Origin of the sequence: Saxibacter everestensis (assembly GCF_025787225.1) — a bacterium.
Taxonomy (GTDB): Bacteria; Actinomycetota; Actinomycetes; order Actinomycetales; family Brevibacteriaceae; genus Saxibacter; species Saxibacter everestensis.
Map to the genome: position 1 here is coordinate 2356498 of NZ_CP090958.1, position 18967 is coordinate 2375464.

At 64.1% G+C, this 18967-nt stretch carries 15 protein-coding genes; 6 read left to right on the forward strand and 9 right to left on the reverse strand.

The annotated features are described in order from the left end of the window. Positions 1 to 39 precede the first annotated feature (39 nt). On the reverse strand, positions 40 to 3210 hold the full coding sequence (locus LWF01_RS11320) for an NlpC/P60 family protein (RefSeq protein ID WP_349637498.1): 3171 nt from the start codon (positions 3208 to 3210) through the stop codon (positions 40 to 42). 230 nt (positions 3211 to 3440) lie between these two features. On the opposite strand from LWF01_RS11320, the gene LWF01_RS11325 reads away from it, so the two are divergent. Together LWF01_RS11325 and LWF01_RS11330 are read left to right on the forward strand one after the other, a co-directional pair. Next, positions 3441 to 4088, forward strand: coding sequence for a hypothetical protein (locus LWF01_RS11325; protein WP_349637499.1), 648 nt, complete (start codon positions 3441 to 3443; stop codon positions 4086 to 4088). Next, complete coding sequence (locus LWF01_RS11330) at positions 4088 to 5713, forward strand: LGFP repeat-containing protein (RefSeq protein WP_349637500.1); 1626 nt, start codon at positions 4088 to 4090, stop codon at positions 5711 to 5713. Before LWF01_RS11325 ends, LWF01_RS11330 begins: the two co-directional genes overlap by 1 nt. Positions 5714 to 5740: 27 nt before the next feature. On the opposite strand, the gene LWF01_RS11335 is transcribed toward LWF01_RS11330, so the two are convergent. Then, positions 5741 to 7255, reverse strand: coding sequence for an LCP family protein (locus LWF01_RS11335; protein WP_349637501.1), 1515 nt, complete (start codon positions 7253 to 7255; stop codon positions 5741 to 5743). A gap of 112 nt (positions 7256 to 7367) precedes the next feature. Next, entirely contained in the window at positions 7368 to 8516 is a 1149-nt protein-coding gene (locus tag LWF01_RS11340) for an acyl-CoA dehydrogenase family protein (protein ID WP_349637502.1), read from the reverse strand. 111 nt (positions 8517 to 8627) lie between these two features. On the opposite strand from LWF01_RS11340, the gene LWF01_RS11345 reads away from it, so the two are divergent. Continuing rightward, positions 8628 to 10151: a long-chain-fatty-acid--CoA ligase gene (locus LWF01_RS11345; protein WP_349637503.1), complete on the forward strand. Its 1524-nt coding sequence runs from the start codon at positions 8628 to 8630 to the stop codon at positions 10149 to 10151. A gap of 36 nt (positions 10152 to 10187) precedes the next feature. Here LWF01_RS11345 and LWF01_RS11350 read toward each other — a convergent pair whose 3' ends face one another. Then, entirely contained in the window at positions 10188 to 11177 is a 990-nt protein-coding gene (locus tag LWF01_RS11350; RefSeq protein ID WP_349640902.1) for an LLM class F420-dependent oxidoreductase, read from the reverse strand. A gap of 103 nt (positions 11178 to 11280) precedes the next feature. On the opposite strand from LWF01_RS11350, the gene LWF01_RS11355 reads away from it, so the two are divergent. Beyond that, a complete protein-coding gene (locus LWF01_RS11355; protein ID WP_349637504.1) occupies positions 11281 to 11697 on the forward strand; it encodes a CoA-binding protein in 417 nt (138 codons plus the stop codon). A 9-nt stretch (positions 11698 to 11706) separates the two neighbouring features. Here the strand turns inward: LWF01_RS11355 and purE are convergent, their stop codons facing one another. Next, positions 11707 to 12222 (reverse strand): 5-(carboxyamino)imidazole ribonucleotide mutase, encoded by a 516-nt coding sequence (gene purE / locus LWF01_RS11360; RefSeq protein WP_349637505.1) that lies wholly within the window; start codon positions 12220 to 12222, stop codon positions 11707 to 11709. Positions 12223 to 12249: 27 nt separating this feature from the next. Further along, positions 12250 to 13404 carry a 5-(carboxyamino)imidazole ribonucleotide synthase gene (locus LWF01_RS11365; RefSeq protein WP_349637506.1) on the reverse strand — a complete coding sequence of 385 codons (1155 nt, stop codon included), beginning with the start codon at positions 13402 to 13404 and terminating at the stop codon, positions 12250 to 12252. Between the two features lie 204 nt (positions 13405 to 13608). Here LWF01_RS11365 and LWF01_RS11370 point away from each other — a divergent pair, with 204 nt between their 5' ends. After that, positions 13609 to 14088 carry a GtrA family protein gene (locus LWF01_RS11370; RefSeq protein ID WP_349637507.1) on the forward strand — a complete coding sequence of 160 codons (480 nt, stop codon included), beginning with the start codon at positions 13609 to 13611 and terminating at the stop codon, positions 14086 to 14088. A gap of 20 nt (positions 14089 to 14108) precedes the next feature. On the opposite strand, the gene LWF01_RS11375 is transcribed toward LWF01_RS11370, so the two are convergent. Continuing rightward, a complete protein-coding gene (locus tag LWF01_RS11375) occupies positions 14109 to 14678 on the reverse strand; it encodes a DapH/DapD/GlmU-related protein (RefSeq protein ID WP_349637508.1) in 570 nt (189 codons plus the stop codon). Between the two features lie 182 nt (positions 14679 to 14860). Between LWF01_RS11375 and LWF01_RS11380 the strand changes: the two genes are divergently transcribed. Next, complete coding sequence (locus LWF01_RS11380) at positions 14861 to 16858, forward strand: HNH endonuclease signature motif containing protein (RefSeq protein WP_349637509.1); 1998 nt, start codon at positions 14861 to 14863, stop codon at positions 16856 to 16858. 90 nt (positions 16859 to 16948) lie between these two features. Here LWF01_RS11380 and LWF01_RS11385 read toward each other — a convergent pair whose 3' ends face one another. Together LWF01_RS11385 and LWF01_RS11390 are read right to left on the reverse strand one after the other, a co-directional pair. Then, on the reverse strand, positions 16949 to 17674 hold the full coding sequence (locus LWF01_RS11385; RefSeq protein ID WP_349637510.1) for a thymidine kinase: 726 nt from the start codon (positions 17672 to 17674) through the stop codon (positions 16949 to 16951). Between the two features lie 67 nt (positions 17675 to 17741). Next, positions 17742 to 18923, reverse strand: a complete 1182-nt coding sequence (locus LWF01_RS11390; protein WP_349637511.1) for an alkaline phosphatase family protein — start codon at positions 18921 to 18923, stop codon at positions 17742 to 17744. Positions 18924 to 18967 lie beyond the last annotated feature (44 nt).

Below are 18967 nucleotides of genomic sequence, written 5' to 3' on the forward strand. Positions count from 1 at the left end.
GGCCGGCTCAACTGGGAGCCTAACCGATCGTCGGCGCGGTTAGAGCACTCTGATAAATGTGACGTTTCCCATCCAGGAGAACGAGCGGTACGCCGTGTTCGACCGGGTGGAACCCGCGTCGTACATCATGCCCTTCCCGGCGTAGATACCGATGTGGCCCGGTCGGTATACCAGGTCGCCCGGCTTGGCGGCGGATGCCGACACCACCCTGCCTGCCTTGGCCTGCGCTCCTGAGGTGCGAGGCAGGTTCACGCCGACCTTCCGATAAACGTAAGAGGTGTATCCCGAGCAGTCCCAGCCTGACGGCGTGCTGCCGCCATAGACGTACTTCGTGCCGAGATAGCTCTTGGCTATCGCCAATACCTGGCTTGCCCTGTCGGTCGTCACCTTTTTTTCGGTGACCGACTTGCCCTTTTTCCACAGCAGCGTGCCGCCCTGGAACTTCTGCTCGCACTGCGTCTTGGCCCCATTGCACGATTCGTTGCCGACCGGATAGCCGAGCCGGCCGTTCTCGTACTTCAGCTTGCCCCAGTACTCCTGAATCGCGCCACGGGTGATCCAGGCATTCGACTTCGACGACCAGTGCACCGATCCGCCCTGGAACTTCTGGTAGCAACCACGGTTTTTCAGACCGCAGGTCTCATCGTTCGTCGGATAGCCCAGCTTTCCGTTCTCGTATCCCTGCGCGGCCCACCGGGTCTGGATGGCGCCGTTGGTGAAGTGCGCATTGCTCTTCGATGTCCAATGGATCGAACCTCGTTCGAACATCTGGTAGCAACCGTTGCTCTTCAGGCCGCAGACTTCGTCCCTGACCGGGTACCCGAGCCGTCCACTCTCCCGCGACATCCTGAGCCATTTCGCGCTGATGGCGCCGTGCTCAATCCGGGAACCGAACTTCTTGGTCCAGTGGATGGCGCCGTACTGGAAAGTCTGCCGGCAGCCAGCGTCCTTCAACCCGCAGCGCATATTCGCGGTCGGGTAGCCCAGCTTGCCGTTCTCCCAGCCGGCATCTTCCCATTCCGCCCGAATCACACCGGTTGTGATGCGTGCGCCGGTTTTCGCTGTGTAGTGGATACTGCCGCCCTGGAACGACTGGTAGCAGCCATTGCCCTTCAGGCCACACTTCTGGTTTCCGGTCGGATAGCCGAGCGTGCCATTTTCCCAGCCGGCGGAGCTCCACGCGTCGCGGAAGGCACCGGTGGTGATCCGCGCGCCGGTCTTGGCGGTCCAGTGGATACTGCCCTTTTCAAACGTCTGGTAGCAACCGGAGTTCTTCAGCCCGCACTTCTGATCGCCTTTCGGGTAGCCAAGCACGCCATTTTCCCAGCCCGAGTTCTGCCAGCTGGTCCTGACCGCTCCGGTGGTGATCCGGGCGCCGGTTTTGTACGTGTAGTGGATGCCGCCCTTTTGGAAGGTCTGATAGCAGCCGCCACCCTTCAGGCCGCACGTTTCGTCGGTCTTCGGGAAGCCCAGGATTCCTGCCGGGCCCTTCGCGCTGGCGAACTTGGAGCCTACCCGCCCGTGAACCTCGTGAGCGCCGTAAGCGCTTGAGTAGTAGATGTAACCGTGCTGGTACTTCTGGCCCCAGCCACCGGCAACCGGGAATTGCTTGCCGGCCGCGCTGCCCAGGAAGGAACTCGTGCCGCCGAGGCTCTTGTACTTGGCGGCGATTTTCGAGGTGCTTGCGTCGGGCGTGCTGCTTGAGCCGCCCTGGATCGACTTGATCGCGGTCCGCATTCCGGGCAGCTTGCTGTAGTAGGCCGCCCCGGGGCAGGTGGTCTGGCCGATGTCGCGGTGACCGATGATGGTAGGTCGGGATTTGCCGTTAAGCGTCGTTGTCGCTCCGGCCTTCACTCCGGCCAGGGAGAGCTTCCACGCGATTGCCTTGTTCACCGCGGTGATGCTGGCTGCAGGCGGCGCGGATCCGGTGAAGGTGCCCAGCGTCGAGATGCCAAACGTAGTGGAGTTGTACCCTTCGACCTGCGCCCCGCTGACGGCCTTGTCCAGGCCGCCGTAGCGTCCTTCCCAGAGCCGGCCGTACTTGTCGGCGATGATGTTGTAGCCGATGTCGTTCCAGCCACGGCTCTTCACGTGGTAGGCATAGACGCCGCGGATGATTGACGGAACCTGTGCGGCCGTGTAGCTGCTGGATCCCGCGGTGTGGTGCACGACGGCGGCCTTGACCGTGCCGTAGCTGGGTGAGCCACGACGGATTCCCTCATCGGCGCCCCAGGACTTCCGACTGCCGATGGCCGGCTTGGCCACGGCGGCGGGCGCCGCGGCAGCTGGCACGGCCTCACTGGCGGCCGCAGTGGCAGCCATCGCATCGCTGGCCACGGCCGCATCGGCGGCTCCCTGCTCCGCAGGGTCGGCCGCGGGGTCGGCGAGACTTGCCGGTGCGGCGGGAGCGTTCTGTGAGACGCTGGCCGCATCTGCCGATGACGTGCCCGGGTCGATCACGGCGACCTTCGCCTGTGCCGGCGCGCTGCTGCCCAGGGCTCGCACCTGGATGTCGCTGGCATTGGTCACGACGAATGGTTCGGTTCCTGCGCGCTGGTTAGCCCGCTCCGCGCCGTCGGCGGCGTTCTCCACTTCGAGTGGCTGCCAGTCCAGCCACGTGCCGTCCTCACTGCGCTGGCGAACCTCGATATCGGCACTGCTGGACCCGGACCAGGTCACACCGACCAGGTTCGGCGCCCCGCCCCCGACCGAGATGCTTGGCGTAAGAGCGGCGATCTCGGCGCCATCCTTGGTCTCAGGCTCCTGCTCCTCGGACGGCGTTTCTGAGGGCTCCGCATCTGGCGTCGGCGCGGACTTCTGCTTTGGCTCGGTCGACTCCTGCTTTGGCTCGGTCGTCTGCTGCTTTGGCTCGGTCGTCTCCGACGGCGCGGACTTCGGCGCCGGAGTCTTCGAGCCCTGATCCGATCCGGACACAGAAGTATCCTTCGACAAGGGCGAGGTTCCGGTCGCAAGGGAACCCGAGAACGAAGCACCCTTCGCCGCTCCCCCAGCCTGGGCGGCCGAGCCGTCACTTGCGTCGTCGGCGCCGGGAAGTTTCAGTCCCGAGGCAGCTACGGCGGTCAGGCTGTAATTCTCGATATCCGGCGTGACAGCCGCAGCGGAGACCCCGGAAGGTTCCGTGGCGAAGGCGGGGACGGTTATCGCAAACGAGCCGAGGGCAAGGGCAAGGGCACAACTGATAAAGCGCATGTTTCACCTATGAGGGAAGTGGAGGAAGAACAAGGTTGAACGGCTCGAACTTTATCCCGAAATGGTCACGGTCCGATTGAAATTTGCACAATATGTCCAATTCGTTATCAAATTCCGGCGTGTCGGACTGGTTTTTGACTGAGACTGATGGTGTCGACTTCCCCTAGTTGCCAGATTGCCGATCCAGGTGACTTGGCGGCGCCAGACATTAGATTCGGATCCACTGTCAAATGCACACACGCCATTTATCGCTGCGCAGACCGCGCAAGCTCGTCGTCGGGGCGGTGCTTCTCGCGCTGATTGCGTTCGCCGTTTTTACGGTGTTCCAACTCACGTCCGGCTCGTCCGGCGGCCGGGATAACTCCGCGCAGGTAGCAGCCGGATCCACCGCATCACCCTCAGTCGCGGAATCCGGATCGACTCCGAGCGAACCGGCCCCGAACGAGACCGAATCCACAGGCCCGGAACCCTCGGCGACGGTGCCGGCCACACCGGAAACCGAAGAGCCTCCCGCTGGACCGCCGCAGGAAGAGGACGCCGCACCGAGCCCGTCGGAGTCCTCAGGCGTAAGCGGCAAGCAGGGAGTGACACCGATCGTGAGTTTCGCCGGTTGGCATGCCGCCGACGGCCGGGTCGAGGTATCCGGCTTCGTGAGCTCCGTGCTCGAAACCTCCGGCAGCTGCACCGTGCGACTCAGCCGCGAAGGCATCACCGTCACCGTTGAACGGAAGGCAAGCGCCAGCGCGACCACGACGGACTGCGGGAACTTCGTCATCGCCCGCGACAAACTCGCCAGCGGGGTCTGGAAAGCGATCCTGATCTACGAGTCACCGGACTACTACGGCGAGTCAGCGCCTGCCACGGTGGTGGTCCCCTGATGCGCACTGCTACGAAACGCCTCATTGTGCTGCTCTGCGCCGTGACACTCGCGGCCACAGGTTTCAACGGCATCATTACCGCGACCACCTCCGCGCCGGCCGCTGCTGTGACTGGCAGCGACTTCCGGCCGGGCAAGATCATCACCGACGAGCTCTTCTACGACTCAGCCGCACTCTCGGCGGCCGAGGTTCAGACATTCCTCAACGGCAAGGTGGCCAGTTGCACCTCCGGCTACACCTGTCTGAAGAGCTATCGGCAAACCTCGGGAAGCCGCGCGGCCGATGCCTACTGCAAGGCCTACACCGGACAGACCAACGAAACATCCGCGTCAATCATCTACCGGGTAGGCAAGGCCTGCGGCGTCAGCCAGATGGTGCTACTCGTGCTGCTGCAAAAGGAGCAAGGGCTCGTCACTTCCACGGCGCCCACGGCAGAGAAGTACCAAAAGGCGACCGGATACGGTTGCCCCGATACGGCGGCATGCGATTCCAAGTACTACGGATTCTTCAACCAGGTCTACATGGCTGCTTGGAAGTACAAGGTCTACCGGGCCAATCCCGGCAACTACAACTACCAGGCCGGACGTAGCAACTACATCTTGTACAACCCCGACACGGACTGCGGCGGCAGCAACGTCTACATCCAGAACCAGGCGACCGCCGGGCTCTATACCTACACTCCTTACCAGCCCAACCAGGCCGCCCTGAACAATCTCAACGGCACTGGTGACTCCTGCAGCGCCTACGGCAACCGGAACTTCTGGCGCTACTACAACAGCTGGTTCGGCTCAACTGACGCCTACCCGGTCCATGGGGCCATCGGCACGGTCTACCGGGCACTCGGCGGCGCCTCCGGCGTGCTCGGCGTCTCGACCAGCCCGGAACGGTGCGGGCTGAAGAACTCCGGCTGTTACCAACAGTTCAAGGGCGGCAGCATCCACTGGACGTCGAAGTCCGGAGCACATGCGACCCGAGGCGCCATCCGGACCGAGTGGCAGGCACTTGGCTGGGAGAACGGCTTCCTCGGCTATCCAAAGGGTGACCAGGGCTGCGGGCTGAAGGATTCCGGCTGCTACCAGACATTTGAAGGTGGCGGCATCCACTACTCGGCCAATACCGATGCCCACGCCACCCGCGGCAAGATTCGTGCCGCCTGGGAGGCTCAGGGCTGGGAGAACGGGAAGCTGGGCTATCCGAAGGGTGACCAGGGCTGCGGGCTGAAGGACTCCGGCTGCTACCAGACATTCCAGGGAGGCAGCATCCACTACTCGGCCAACACGGCCGCCCAGATAACCACGGGTGGGATCCGGTCGGCCTGGCAGGCGTCGGGCTGGCAGGACGGGCCGATGGGTTACCCGACCTCGAACGAAAAGTGCGGCTTGCGGGATTCCGGCTGCTACCAGTCGTTCCAGAAGGGCAAGATCCACTGGTCCTCGGCGTCCGGCGCGCACCTGACCAAGGGTGCGATCCAAAAGGCGTGGGCCGGCACCGGGTGGGAGAACGGGCGCCTGCGGTACCCGACGACCAATGAGGTGTGCAGCTCAAGCACCAAGTGCGTGCAGACATTCCAGGGCGGCACGATCACCTGGACCTCAGGCAAGACTCCGGTGATCCGCTACACCTAGCGCCGGACCGTCCGTGCCGGAAACCGGCTAGCCCACCGAGCAGATGCTTGCCTCGGACTCCTCGTCGCTATCCTTCGAGTTCGAGGCTGCAACCGGCCCGGCTGCAGCCGGGCCGGCGGAGGCCAGGCTCGCAGGAACGCCGAACGAGCCCGCGGATACACCAGAGCTCCCGGCGGCGTTCTTGTCCTTGGTCTGCTCCGAGGCGGCTATCTTCTCCTCGACTTTTGCCCGCACCTTCGAGTAGTCGGGCCTGGACGGCGTGATCAACGGCGGAACGAAGGCAGCTTCGCCGATCGGCTCGGACTTGGCCTTGATCGCTAGATCGACGAATCCGCCTAGATGGCCCTCGGGGATGTCGGTGGAGACAACCTCCGGGGCGGCGCCGGCAATCTTCTGGAATCGGGTCAGCAGGGTGCCCGGATCGAGCTGCTTGAGCATTGCCTTCTGCACGCAGCGTTGGCGCACCATGCGTTCGTAATCGCTGGCGCCTTCGCGCGATCGGGCAAACCATAGCGCGTGGTGCCCATCCATCTTCTGCTTGCCAGGTTCAATCCAGCCGAGCGGGGCGGTGTGCCGGTCGGTACCCGGGATGACGGGACCGCTGATCGGCACCCGCTTTCCGGATGTGATGGTCAGGCCGCCCATGGCATCGATCAGGTCCTCGAAGCCCTTGAGGTCGATCATGGCGTAATACTGGACCTCCAGGCCGGTGACTCCGGAAACCGCGTCCTTCATCACTTCGGCACCGGGATCTTTTGCTCCCGGGTATTCGCCCTTGTGCTCTTCGCCCTTGCCGTACAGCGTGTTGATCAGACATTCGTCACCGCAGCTGTAGCCCTGGGGGTAAGCGGCACGCATCGGCGAGGACTCCGAGAAGGGAATGTTCTGCAGGTTGCGAGGGACGCTGAAGATTACGGACCGCCCGGTCTTGGCATCGATGCTGACCAACGAAATACTGTCCGGCCGATTACCCACCCGGCCTTTTCCGGCGTCACCGCCCATCAGCAGCACGTTGTAGCGACCGTCGGCCGGCTTCGCGATACTTCCGCCGCCGAAGATGCTGCTGATCAGCCCGCGTTGACTGTTCACCAAACTGGCTCCGTACACCAGCCCTCCGCTGGTAAGCACCATCAGCACGGCGACTGTCCCGGCGGTGGCCGCCCGCATCCTCCTGGAAAGCTGGGGCGGCTTGATCAGCCGGAACGCGTCGACGAAAAGCACCGCCCAGAGAATGGCCAGCGCGATCAGGACGACAGCGGCGACGGCGAGTAGCCATGAGGACGTGACCGCAGCAAAAAGCCAGTCCCGCTTGACCAGCAGCAGGACGACGGCAATCAGAACCACGAGCCAAAAGCCGATGAATACCCGCAGCCCGAGCCGACCCAGGCCCTTCTTCCCTGCTATCACCTGCGCACTACCCGGCAGGAATAGAGTCAGCAGAATAATCAGCCACGCCCGGCGGTCTTTGACCGCGGGTTCTGATGCCTCGGGATGCCGAAGCGGGTCAGTCAAAAGTCTGGGCGGGCGGGACGTGGTACTCACAAAACTCAAGTATCGTCGCTGAACCTCAAAGCAAACTGAGTTCTTCCGGATGTCGGCGTGTCATCTGCCGATTGAGTACCGTCTCGGCCGACCGGAATGCCGAGGACGGCGCTCACTTCATCAGATGGCGCGCCATCACCATACGTTGAATCTGATTCGTGCCTTCATAGATCTGGGTGATCTTGGCGTCGCGCATCATCCGCTCGACCGGATGGTCCTTAACGTAGCCCGCACCGCCGAGGAGCTGGACGGCATCGGTGGTGATCTCCATTGCGGCATCCGACGCATAACATTTGGCCGCCGCACCGAAGAAGCCCAGATCCTTGTCGGTCCGCTCGCTCTTAGCAGCCGCCACGTACATCATCTGCCGCGCGGTCTCCAGCTTCATCGCCATATCGGCTAGCATGAACTGCACGCCCTGGAATTCGGAGATCGCCTTTCCGAACTGCTGGCGCTGCTGAACGTAGTTCACCGCGTAATCGAGGGCACCCTGCGCGATTCCGACCGCCTGCGCGGCGATTGTCACCCGGGTGTGATCCAGGGTGCGCAGCGCGATCTTCAACCCCTCGCCTTCGGCGCCGATGATTCTGTCGCCGGGAATCCGGACATTGTCGAAGTACAGTTCACGGGTCGGGCTGCCCTTGATGCCGAGCTTGCGTTCCGGTTCGCCGAAACTGAATCCCGCGTCATCCGCCTCAACGACGAAGGCGGAAACGTTCCGGCCGCGGGCGCCGTCCGGATCGGTGACGGCCATCACAGTGTAGAACTTCGAAACACCGGCGTTGGTGATCCAGGCTTTTGAGCCGTTGAGAATCCAGTCGTCCCCAACCCGGCGCGCTCTGGTCTTCATCGCCGCGGTATCAGAACCTGCCTCGCGCTCGGAGAGTCCGTAGGAGAACATCGCCTCGCCACGAGCGACCGCCGGGAAGTACTTGGCCTTCAGCTCCTGGGAACCGGCCAGCTGAACCGGCATGCTTCCCAGCTTGTTCACCGCCGGAATCAGCGATGACGATGCGCATCCACGCGCGATCTCTTCGATCACGATGCAAACGGCCAGCGCGTCGGCCCCGACGCCGCCGAACTCCTCGGGGATGTGCGGCGCGTGGAAGTCGGTCGCCACGAGCGCGTCGAGCGCCTCCTGCGGGAAGCGCGAGTTCTCGTCGACATCCGCGGCGAACGGGGCTACTTTTGCCTCAACCACGTTTCGAACCGCGGCCCGCAGCTCCTCGTGTTCATCGGTAGTTGCGAACAGGTTGGTCATGGCGCGCGTCCTCTTAGTCTGGAGATTTTCGGTCCGGTACTAGTAGCTTATGTTACTACCGAGTAACTTAGATGTAGAAGATACCTCTTAGTCACGATCGAAGGAGATCAGATGCCAACTGTGGCAGCAAACCTGGCCAATAATCTGCAGCTGGCGGCCGAACGGCGTCCGGACAACATCGCGATCAAGCTTGACGATCTCACCTTGACCTACTCGGCACTCAACGGATTCAGCATGAAGGTGGCCGGCTTCCTTCGGGCGAAGGAGATCTCGGCCGGAGAACGGGTGGCACTTATTACGCCCAATGTCCCACACGTTCCGGCGCTTTACTACGGAATTCTGCGCCTGGGCGGGATTGTCGTGCCGATGAATCCGCTGCTCAAGGCCCGCGAAATTCTTTATCATCTGAAAGACTCCGGCGCATCGATCGTGCTTGCCTGGGAGACATTCGCGGAAGAAGCCGGAAAGGCCGCCGAAGAGCTCGGCATCGAAGTAGTGGTGGTTGATTCCGGCCAGTTCATGCAGCGGGTTTCCGAGGCCACGCCGATTACGGAGATCACCGAGCAGGACGACGACGATACAGCCGTTGTCCTCTATACCTCCGGGACGACCGGACAGCCAAAGGGCGCCAGTCTGACGCATTTGAATATGCGCCGGAACGCCGAAGTTTCGGTAAATCTGATGCGGATCACCGAAGACGATGTGGTTTTCGGCGGGCTTCCGCTTTTCCATGTTTTCGGTCAGACATGTGCCATGAACGCGACCATCGTTGCGCAATCGACCCTGACCCTGCTGCCGAAGTTCGATCCGGTTAAGGCGCTTGAGATCGTGGTCCGGGACGGTGTCTCCGTGTTTCTCGGGGTGCCGACCATGTACGTGGCAATTCTGCGGACGCCGAGCCGGGAGAGCACGGATGTGTCGAAGTGGCGGGTGGCCGTGTCCGGCGGCTCGGCGCTTCCGGTGGAGGTGTTGCGCGAGTTCGGCGCGGTCTTCCCCTCCGTGACAATGATCGAGGGCTACGGACTGTCGGAAACCTCGCCCGTTGTCTGCTTCAACCAGCTCGATGTCGGTCAGAAGGCAGGGTCGATCGGAACTCCGGTGGAAGGCGTCGAACTCCGCGTGGTGGATCCCGACGGCAACGACGTGCCCCAGGGCGAGGTGGGCGAGATAGCTGTCCGCGGCCATGCCGTGATGAAGGGCTACTGGAATCGTCCGGAAGCAACTGCCGCCGCGATTCCCGATGGCTGGTTCCGCACCGGCGACCTGGCCAGGATTGACCAGGACGGATTCTTCTTCATCGTCGACCGGACCAAGGACATGATCCTGCGCGGCGGGTACAACGTGTATCCGCGCGAGATCGAAGAAGTGCTGTACACGCATCCGGCGATTGCCGAGGCTGCGGTCGTTGGACGTTCCGACGATTTACACGGCGAGGAGATCGTGGCCGTGATCGCACTTAAAGCCGAGGCGGCCGCGGACGACGACGAGGCCAGGGCGCGTTTATGCGAGGAAATCCGTGAGTTCGCCAAGGAGCGGGTCGCGGCCTACAAGTATCCGCGTGAGGTGAGGATCGTCGATGAGCTGCCGAAAGGTCCGACCGGCAAGATCCTCAAGCGGGAAATCAGCGCCGGCTAGTGCTGGACATAGCCCGACCTGCTCGGCTGATGCCGGCTACTGCAACGCGGGAATCACCTCTCGCTGAAACAGTTCGACGCTCGACAGGTCGTAGGCCGCGTCCGGGAAGACCGTGATGGCATAGCCCAGCCCGGCCGCCTTTAGCGCGGAGAGGTTCTCCACGATCTGCTCGGGTGTTCCGATCGCGGTGCGGCTGGACGTCCATCTGTTCACCTGGTCTTGATCGTCCGGGCCAAGGAACGGCTTGATCCGGTCATTCAGCCGCTCGATCTTATGTTCGACTTCGGCATCCGTCTGGCCGATGATCACGATGTAGTTCGCCGAACGGGTGATCTCTGCTGGATCACGCCCGACATCGGCGCAGTGCTGAGCCAGAACCTCGGACTTGCGCCTGAATCCGTCCAGCGTTCCGTCGAAGTTGGTGTAGTTGCCGTATTCCGCCGCGATCCGTAGCGTCTTCTTCTCGCCGCCGCCGGCAACCCAGACCGGAATGCCGCCCTCCTGGAGGGGTAACGGCCTGCAGAGCGCGCCGCTGGTCTGATAGTGCTTGCCGGTAAAGGATGAGATGCCGTCGCGCCAGAGCTGTCGAATGATCTGCACGCCTTCGTCCAGCCGGGCCAGCCGCTCGCCGGCCCGGGGAAAGCCGTATCCGTAGGCTTTCCATTCATGTTCGTACCAGCCGGCGCCAATGCCGAGTTCCATTCGGCCGCCGGAGATGATGTCGATCGTTGCGGCGACTTTCGCCAGGTACGCGGGATTCCGGTAGGAAACGCAGGTGCACATCTGGCCCAGGCGCACCCGGGATGTTGTCGCCGCCACAGCCGACAGCACTGTATATGCCTCGTGTGTGGCCTCTTCGGTGGGGGCCGGAACGGTATGGAAGTGGTCGTAGACCCAGACTGATTCCCACTCTTCGTGTGCGTCTGCGTGCTGCGCAACCTTCGACATCGTGTTCCAGTGCTCGGACGGGTCGATTCCGACCAGGTCGAGACGCCAGCCTTGCGGAATGAACATGCCGAATCGCATTGCCTTATTTGACTGCCCTGCGTCGTAAGACTCATCGCTCATGGCTAAACGCTACTCCGAAACCGGATGCGGCACCGTCGGCACGATAGGGCAGACTATGAGCATGACGCACGTCAACGATGCAACCGTCATCCGTAATCTACTGACCAGCCCCGGCCGGTGGGCGGTCGTGGGGTTGTCGAAGAACAAGGCACGGGCCGCCTGGAACGTCTCGGCCCTGCTACAGCAGTTGGGCCACACCATCGTTCCGGTTCATCCTTCTGCGGATGAGGTGCATGGCCAGCGCGGCTACCCTTCGCTCGGCGCGATCGGCGCTCCGATCGACGTGGTGGATGTTTTCGTCCATTCGCAAGCCGCCGGCGACATCGTCGACCAGGCAATCGCGATTGGCGCGAAGGCGGTGTGGTTGCAGCTCGATGTGATCGATGAGGACGCCGCAGCCCGCGCGAAGGCGGCCGGCCTCGATGTCGTGATGGACACCTGTCCCTCGATCGAGCGTCGCAGCCTGGGCTTGTTCTAAAGCCCGGATCTACCGGAGCCCGGATCGCAATGCGGCGCCCTTGGCCTTGGCAGCCTCGCTGAGTCCGGCCTGGAATTCGACGATCTTTCCGCGGAGCTCCAACGCTGCTTCGGTATCTCCGGCCGCCAGCATCCGGACGGCAAGCAGACCGGCATTCCTCGCACCGCCAATGGATACAGTCGCCACCGGAACTCCGGCCGGCATCTGAACGATCGACAGCAGCGAGTCCATCCCGTCGAGGTATTTCAGCGCAACTGGCACCCCGATAACCGGCAGTGGAGTGACGGCAGCCAGCATGCCGGGCAGGTGAGCCGCTCCCCCGGCGCCGGCGACGATTACCCGGATGCCGCGTGAGCTCGCCTCGCGACCGTAGTCCAGCATTTCGCTCGGCATCCGATGAGCGGAGACCACGTCGGCTTCCCACGGAACGCCGAATTCGGTCAGCGCCTCGGTTGCCGCCTGCATGGTTGGCCAGTCGGAGTCCGAGCCCATGACTACGCCAACCACTGCCCTACTTGCGCTCATCATCGCGCCCTTTCGATCTGACGTAAGTCATTCGGTGATGGTGCCGGTGAAATAGTCGGCTGCGTGCCTGGCACGCTCCAGCAAGTCATCCAGATTCGTTCCGGTGGCGGTGACGTGCCCGACCTTCCTGCCGGGTTTCACCTCTTTGCCATACATATGAACCTTGATACCAGGGTCGTGGGCCATAACGTGCAGATAGGGATGGTAGAGATCCGGGTACTCCCCGCCGAGAACATTCACCATCACGGAATAGTCGGCGCGTGCGGCGGTTTCGCCAAGCGGAAGGTCGAGCACGGCCCGCAGGTGCTGCTCGAACTGGCTGGTGACCGACCCGTCCTGGGTCCAGTGACCGGTGTTGTGCGGCCGCATTGCGAGCTCATTGATGACGAACGACGCCTTGCCGTTCTCGTCGGCGACCTCGAAGACCTCCATTGCCATCACGCCGGTGACGTCCAGGTCTCCGGCGAGCTTCAGTGCCGCCCCGCTGATTCGCGCGGCCAGCTCGTCGGGCAGATTCGGCGCCGGCGCGATAGCCTCACGGCACACACCATCCACCTGCTTGGTGGCAACAACCGGCCAGGCCGCCGCCTGCCCCATCGGGCTGCGAGCCACCATGGCGGCAAGTTCGCGGTTGAATGGCACGAATGCCTCGGCAAGCAGTGGCGATCCGGCGGCGGATTCCAGCCAATCGGCTGCTTCCGCGGCAGAATGAACAACGCGCACACCCTTGCCGTCGTACCCGCCGCGCGGCGTTTTCACGATGACTGGCCAGCCGATCTCATCACCGAACTCGGCGAGCTCCGCCTCGGAGCCGACCGGCGCCCAGCGAGGATTCGGCAGACCGAGCCGGTCGACAGCCGTCCGCATCACGATCTTGTCTTGCGCGTGAACCAGCGCGCGCGGCCCGGGATGCACTACGACCCCGTCGGCTTCGAGCGCCTGAAGGTGCTCGGTCGGCACATGCTCGTGATCGAAGGTGACCACGTCAACGCCCGCGGCGAATTCGCGCAGCGTGGCTAGGTCCCGATAGTCGCCAACCTGGGCCTGCGGTATCACCTGAGTCGCACAGACATCCGGGCTCTCCGCGAGCACCTTCAGACGAACACCAAGAGCCTCGGCTGCCGGCGCCATCATGCGCGCAAGCTGCCCCCCACCGATAACGCCAACCACAGGAAAAGTCACGACGCAAGATTACCTGCCTCCTCGCGTCAATGCCCGCGCAAGGGGTATCGGATGTTTTGCGGCTCGGTGGGAGTAGCTGAAACAATGGCGCGGACAGATCGCCAGCCTCGACCCGCCATCGCACCCATCCGGCGACGGGTAGGGCGACGAATGACCGATACGAACCACGTTTCCCGCAGGGGAAGCCTCACGCTAAGGAACCAGATGGCATCACGAAGGTGGGCGGATCTAGGCTGGCTTGCCCTCGTGTCGCACCTGAGCAAGTTCGGCGCAGTCGGAACTATCGCCTTCCTGGTAGACCTCGGCGTCTACAACGCCCTGCGGTTTTCGATTCTCGACGACAAACCGATCGGCGCAAAGGTCATCTCTGTCATGGTCGCCACCGTCGTCTCCTGGCTCGGCAGCCGGTACTGGACATTCAGGGAGGGCCGGGGAAACTCAGTCCTTCGGGAGCTTTTCTCATTCGCGCTGATAAACGCCGGCGGGCTGGTGATTGCGGCCGCCTGCCTGTTCGTGTCGCATTACGGTCTTGGGTACACCTCGAAACTCGCCGACAATATTTCAGGCAACGGGATAGGGCTGTTCCTCGGCACCGCCTTCCGCTACGCGATGTACCGGCTCGTTCTCTTCCGGCCGCCAAAGGCTGATATTCCATCCACGGAACGGGAGCACTCGAGCGCCTGAGGGCTCAGAGAACGGGTGTGTCAGCCGGCAAGTGAGCGGACCACTCGCGCGGGCGAGCCCACCACGACGGTCCTTTCCGGAACGTCCTTCGTGACGACGGACGCGGCTGCCACGACGGCGTCGTCACCGATCGTCACGCCCGGCAGAATCGTGGCGTTCGATCCGATCCACACATTGCGGCCGATGACGACCGGGGCCGGGTGCATGTCCGCGCGGCGGCTCGGGGCAAGGTCGTGGTTCAGCGTGGCGATCACCGTGTTGTGCCCGATCAGGCTGCCGTCGCCGATCACAACGCCGCCCTGGTCTTGAAACTTGCAGCCGGAGTTGATGAAGATTCGCTTGCCTAGGGTGATGTTCTTCCCGAAGTCGGCGTAGAACGGCGGGAAGACCGTGACGGATTCGTCAACCGCCTTCCCAATCAGCCGAGCCAATAGCTCACGCACCCGCGCGGGCTCCCGATATCCGCCGTTCAGTTCGCCGGTGACGCGCAGGGCCTCTTGACTGACCCGATGCATGACCTCATGCAGCGGCGAGTCCCCCGTGATGGTCTGACCGGCATCCAGCGCCTCCAGGAGATCCTCGAGTTCCATCGTGTGCCTACCCTTCGTTCAATGGCCTTCGGCGAGTGCACGTTCTTCTGGGCTGCCCATTGTAGGCGCGCAACGAGCTGTCAGCACCCCTGGAATCCCCGCGGACCGATCCCACCACCGACGGATCGCGACGGCAGGCTAACTACGGAGTGACTGTCAGTGCTGGGTGCTGTAGTAGAGGCATGGAAGATGCACAGGAGCACTCGGGCCGGGCGGGCGATATCGCCCTACCGGGTGCTGCCGCGGATCTACAACGGGATGGCCGCCACGTTCCCCGTAGCGACGGCACGGCCTTTCCTGCCAGTGCCGCTGCCGCTGATTCCGCCGCTGGGGCTGGCAGCCGGCGGGTGCAGGATGTCGCGGTGATTCCCAGCAGCGCCGTGGTTGCCGGTACCGGTCTGGACGCCGCGCTGGCAGGTCTGAATCTTGACCGGCTGTCCGCGGCGCAGTTGCTGGAAGTCGCCGTGGACGCCGAACGGTTGCAGGATTTCGCCTCGGTGATCGCATCCGAGGCGCTGGCCGCATTCGGCCGGAACGAACTCGCCGACCGGGCCAAGGATCACGCCCTGGAGACCGGCGCTGGTTCAAGGGCCACCGCTCACCCAGACTCCTCAGCGTCGGGCACCTCGGAAGTCGAGGCCGGCCGAACCGCCGCCTCGACGGTCAGGCAGCACGCCGTATCCGCTCAGACCCAGCCCGCCGCGGAGGAGGAGACCGGGACTGTCGCGTTCCGGGCGTTTCGGGAGGCCGTGTCTCGCGGCCTGCCCCGGTTCAGTGGCGACGAGGTCGCCTGCGCGCTGGATGTGGCCTCCCGGACGGGAAAGACCAGGCTGTTGGACGCGATGTTCGCCAGCGCGTGTTTCCCCAGGGCTCTGGCGTTGGTCAAGGCCGGGACGATCGACCGGGCCCGGTTCGGATTCCTCATCACCCAGACCCGGAGCCTCGACGCGCACGCCGCGCTCGAACTCGACGACCTGGTCGCCAGTTGGCCGAACGGGCTGTCCCGGCGGGCGTTTACCCGCCGGGTCCGCACAGCGGTTGCGGTAGCCGACGCCCGGGACGCCGCCGCGAGGCACGCCCAGGTCTGCCAAGACCGCAGCGTGCAGTTCATCCCGGTGGAGGACGGCGCGGCCATCCTGTCCGTCTACGGGCCTGCCGACGCACTGCTGACCGCATACCGTCGGCTGGACGCCGCCGCCCGCACCCAATCCGCCTCGCCCGCCGGTCCGGGTTCGACTTTCGGTCTGGATGCCACTTCCGGCATAGCCTCGGCGTCGGGCGCGAATCCGGAATCTGGCTTTCGGGGAGGCGAGTGCGTCGGTGCAGACGGCCGGACGCTAGCCCAACGGCGGTTCGACCTGCTCACCGGCGTCGACTTCGGCCCCGACGGCAGGGCGACCATCGACGGCAGCAGCGGGACCATCAACGGTGTCACGGGGGCGCGGTCCCGGGTGCCGGCGCAGACCCGGGTGAATGTCACCGTACCGGCCCTGACCCTACTCGGTCTCGCAAATCTGCCCGGACACCTCGACGGCTACGGCCCGATCCCACCGGCCATGGCCACCGCAATCGCCGCCGACGCACCAACCTGGACCAGGATCCTGACCGACCCGATCACCGGCCGGATCCTGAACACCCGGCAATACAGCTACCGGCCCGATACCGAGACGCTGCGCTATCTGCGTGCCCGGCACACCACCTGCACCGTGCCGTGCTGCACCACACCGTCGGACCGGGCAGAAATCGACCACGTCGTCCCCTTCGACCACGACCACCCCGATCGTGGCGGACCCACCAACGCCTGGAATTTGGGCCCGGGGTGCAAAAACCACCATCAAGGCAAAACCCTGGGCATTCTGCACGCCGAAACCATCGGAGCCCGCCACGGCCCGGTCACCATCCGCTGGCACCTGCCCTCCGGCCGCTACTACGACCGGCACGAAGACGACGACCCCATCACCGCCAGCACTTCCACCCGGATCCTCCAGGCCCTCGAAGCCGGGGCTGCCCAGGAACAACCACTAGCAGTGCCACCTGGCGGGCCGCCCCCACCGAGTAGCGAGACCGCTCCACAGCAGCGCGAGGGCAACCGGTTCCCGGTAGACACCGCCCTGCCACCGCCGGGCACGGAAAATGTTCCGCAATGCCATGTCCCAGCCGACGATCCACCACCGTTTTAGAAGCTCACGGACTTAGCAAGCCAATGGGTACTAGAACGGCGACCGTACTCAACTTCCAGAGTTCCAGCACGGGCCGGTGAAACATCGAGATCAGCGCCGCCAGCGGGGTGCCGACGGTGGGCGCACGCGGGTATCGATCGGCAGCAGCTGATCCTCCGGCGCCAGTTCTTTTGCCCGGGCGGCCGTCATCCGCCGCATGTGATGTCGCCGGCACAGAGTTTCATAACCAACCTCCACCTCGGGCGGCGGCGGATTGAGACCGGGGTCTCCCGCGGCATCGTCCGGCGTTGCGATGTCGCCGATCACTACCTGGCGGCCCTCGGTGACCATGACGCCGCCCTCGGTGCGGGCGTTGTGCGTTGCCCGGGCCCCGCACCAGCACAGCGCCTCGACCTGGAGCACCTCCACCCGGTCCGCCAACTCGATCAGCCGCTGCGCACCGGCAAACAGCCTGGAGCGGAAATCGGTGGTGAAGCCGAACGCGAAGACGTCGATACCCATCTCGTCGACGATGCCTGCCAGCTGTTCGATCTGGATCGCTGAATAGAACTGTGCCTCGTCGACGATCAGGTAGTGCACCGGACTGCTGTAGGTTCGCCGGTTGGCAACCTCGTCCCAGAAGTCGGTGTCGTCTCGCACCTCGATCGCTGTGGTGGTCAGGCCGAGCCGCGACGAGAGCACGGAATCGCCGGCCCGATCATCCCGGGTGAAGATCAGGCCGTGGCGTCCCGCCGAGGAGTGGTTGTAATCCATCTGCAGGGCCAGGGTGGATTTTCCACAGTTCATCGTTCCAGTGAAAAAAACCAGTTGTGCCATACGCCATTCCTGTCGTGGTTCGAGGGTGAGTGGTGGAATTGCAGCGATGCAAGGCGCCGCACGGGCGCTACGACCTCGCTGTCAGCAAAGGAATCCGCAACTCGGTCGTGCTGAGGCCGCCATGGTGCCCGAGGAGCGCGAGCGCGGAGGCCGAGTCATTGGCGGTGTCGACGACGGCGAAATCCGGACCAGCCGTCACGACGACATCGCCGATCCGGCTCCTCGCCCGGGCGCCGACGACACCGAACAGCCCCGCCGAGATCGCCTGCTCGCGAGTCAGAACGGCGCCTCGGCCGTCGATCTCGGCCAGCCAGCGGTCTGCCAGATCCGCAGCCAGGCCCGGCCCCCCATCCGGCTCCGTGTACAGGTGGACGGCCCGGGGTTCGCCCCCGACGTGCCGCACCCCGGTGCGCAGGGCCGGATGCGCGGCGAGGTCCAGCCGGTCATCATGCGCGACGTCGACCATGCCGTGGTCGGCGGTTATCACCAGCAGGGTGTCCCTGGGCAGCTGCTCGGCAAGCCGGCGCAGCTCGGCATCGATACGTTCCAGCTCTTCCAGCCAGGCCCAGGAGCCGCTTCCCTTCTGGTGGCCGACCTTGTCAAGCGCACCCCAGTACAGGTAGACGAGGTGGTTTCCGGGCCGTTTCAATTCCTCGATGGCGTGACCGGCACGTTCGCCGAGCAGGCGTGACGGCCGGAAGCGTCCGCCGCGCATCGAGGCCTGATTCAGTCCGCGCTCGGCGAACTTTGCCTCGCCGAGGCTGACCACGTCGAGGCCGGCCTCGGTGAGCCGCTCCAGCAACGTGCTATCGGGAACCCAGAGTTTGGGATCGGTGTCCTGATCCCAGGACAGCTGATTGAGGATGACGTCGCGGTCGGGATCGAGCACCCGGTAGCCGACGACACCATGACCGCCGGGAAGCTGCCCGGTACCGAGTGAGGACAAGGAATTCGCCGTCGTGGACGGAAAACCGGCGGAGAGTTCCCGGCTCGCGCCCAACAGTCCACGCAGGAACGGCGCGTGCGCCGCTCGCGAGCGGAGCTGCTCGGCACCGAGTCCGTCGACCAGCACGACAACCGCGGAACGGGCTTCGCCGAGCGGCAAGACGGCGGCGGCCCTGTCGACGGTCTCGGCACCGATCGCACTTCCGTAACCGAGCGCATCGGCCGTCGCAGGGATTACATCGGCAATGCTTCCGCCCGCGTAATCCGGGGCGAGCACTGAATTGCCGGGATGGTTCGAATCCACTCTGTCGGTGTTCCTTCGGTTCATTGGTGCAATGAGTGGAGCGG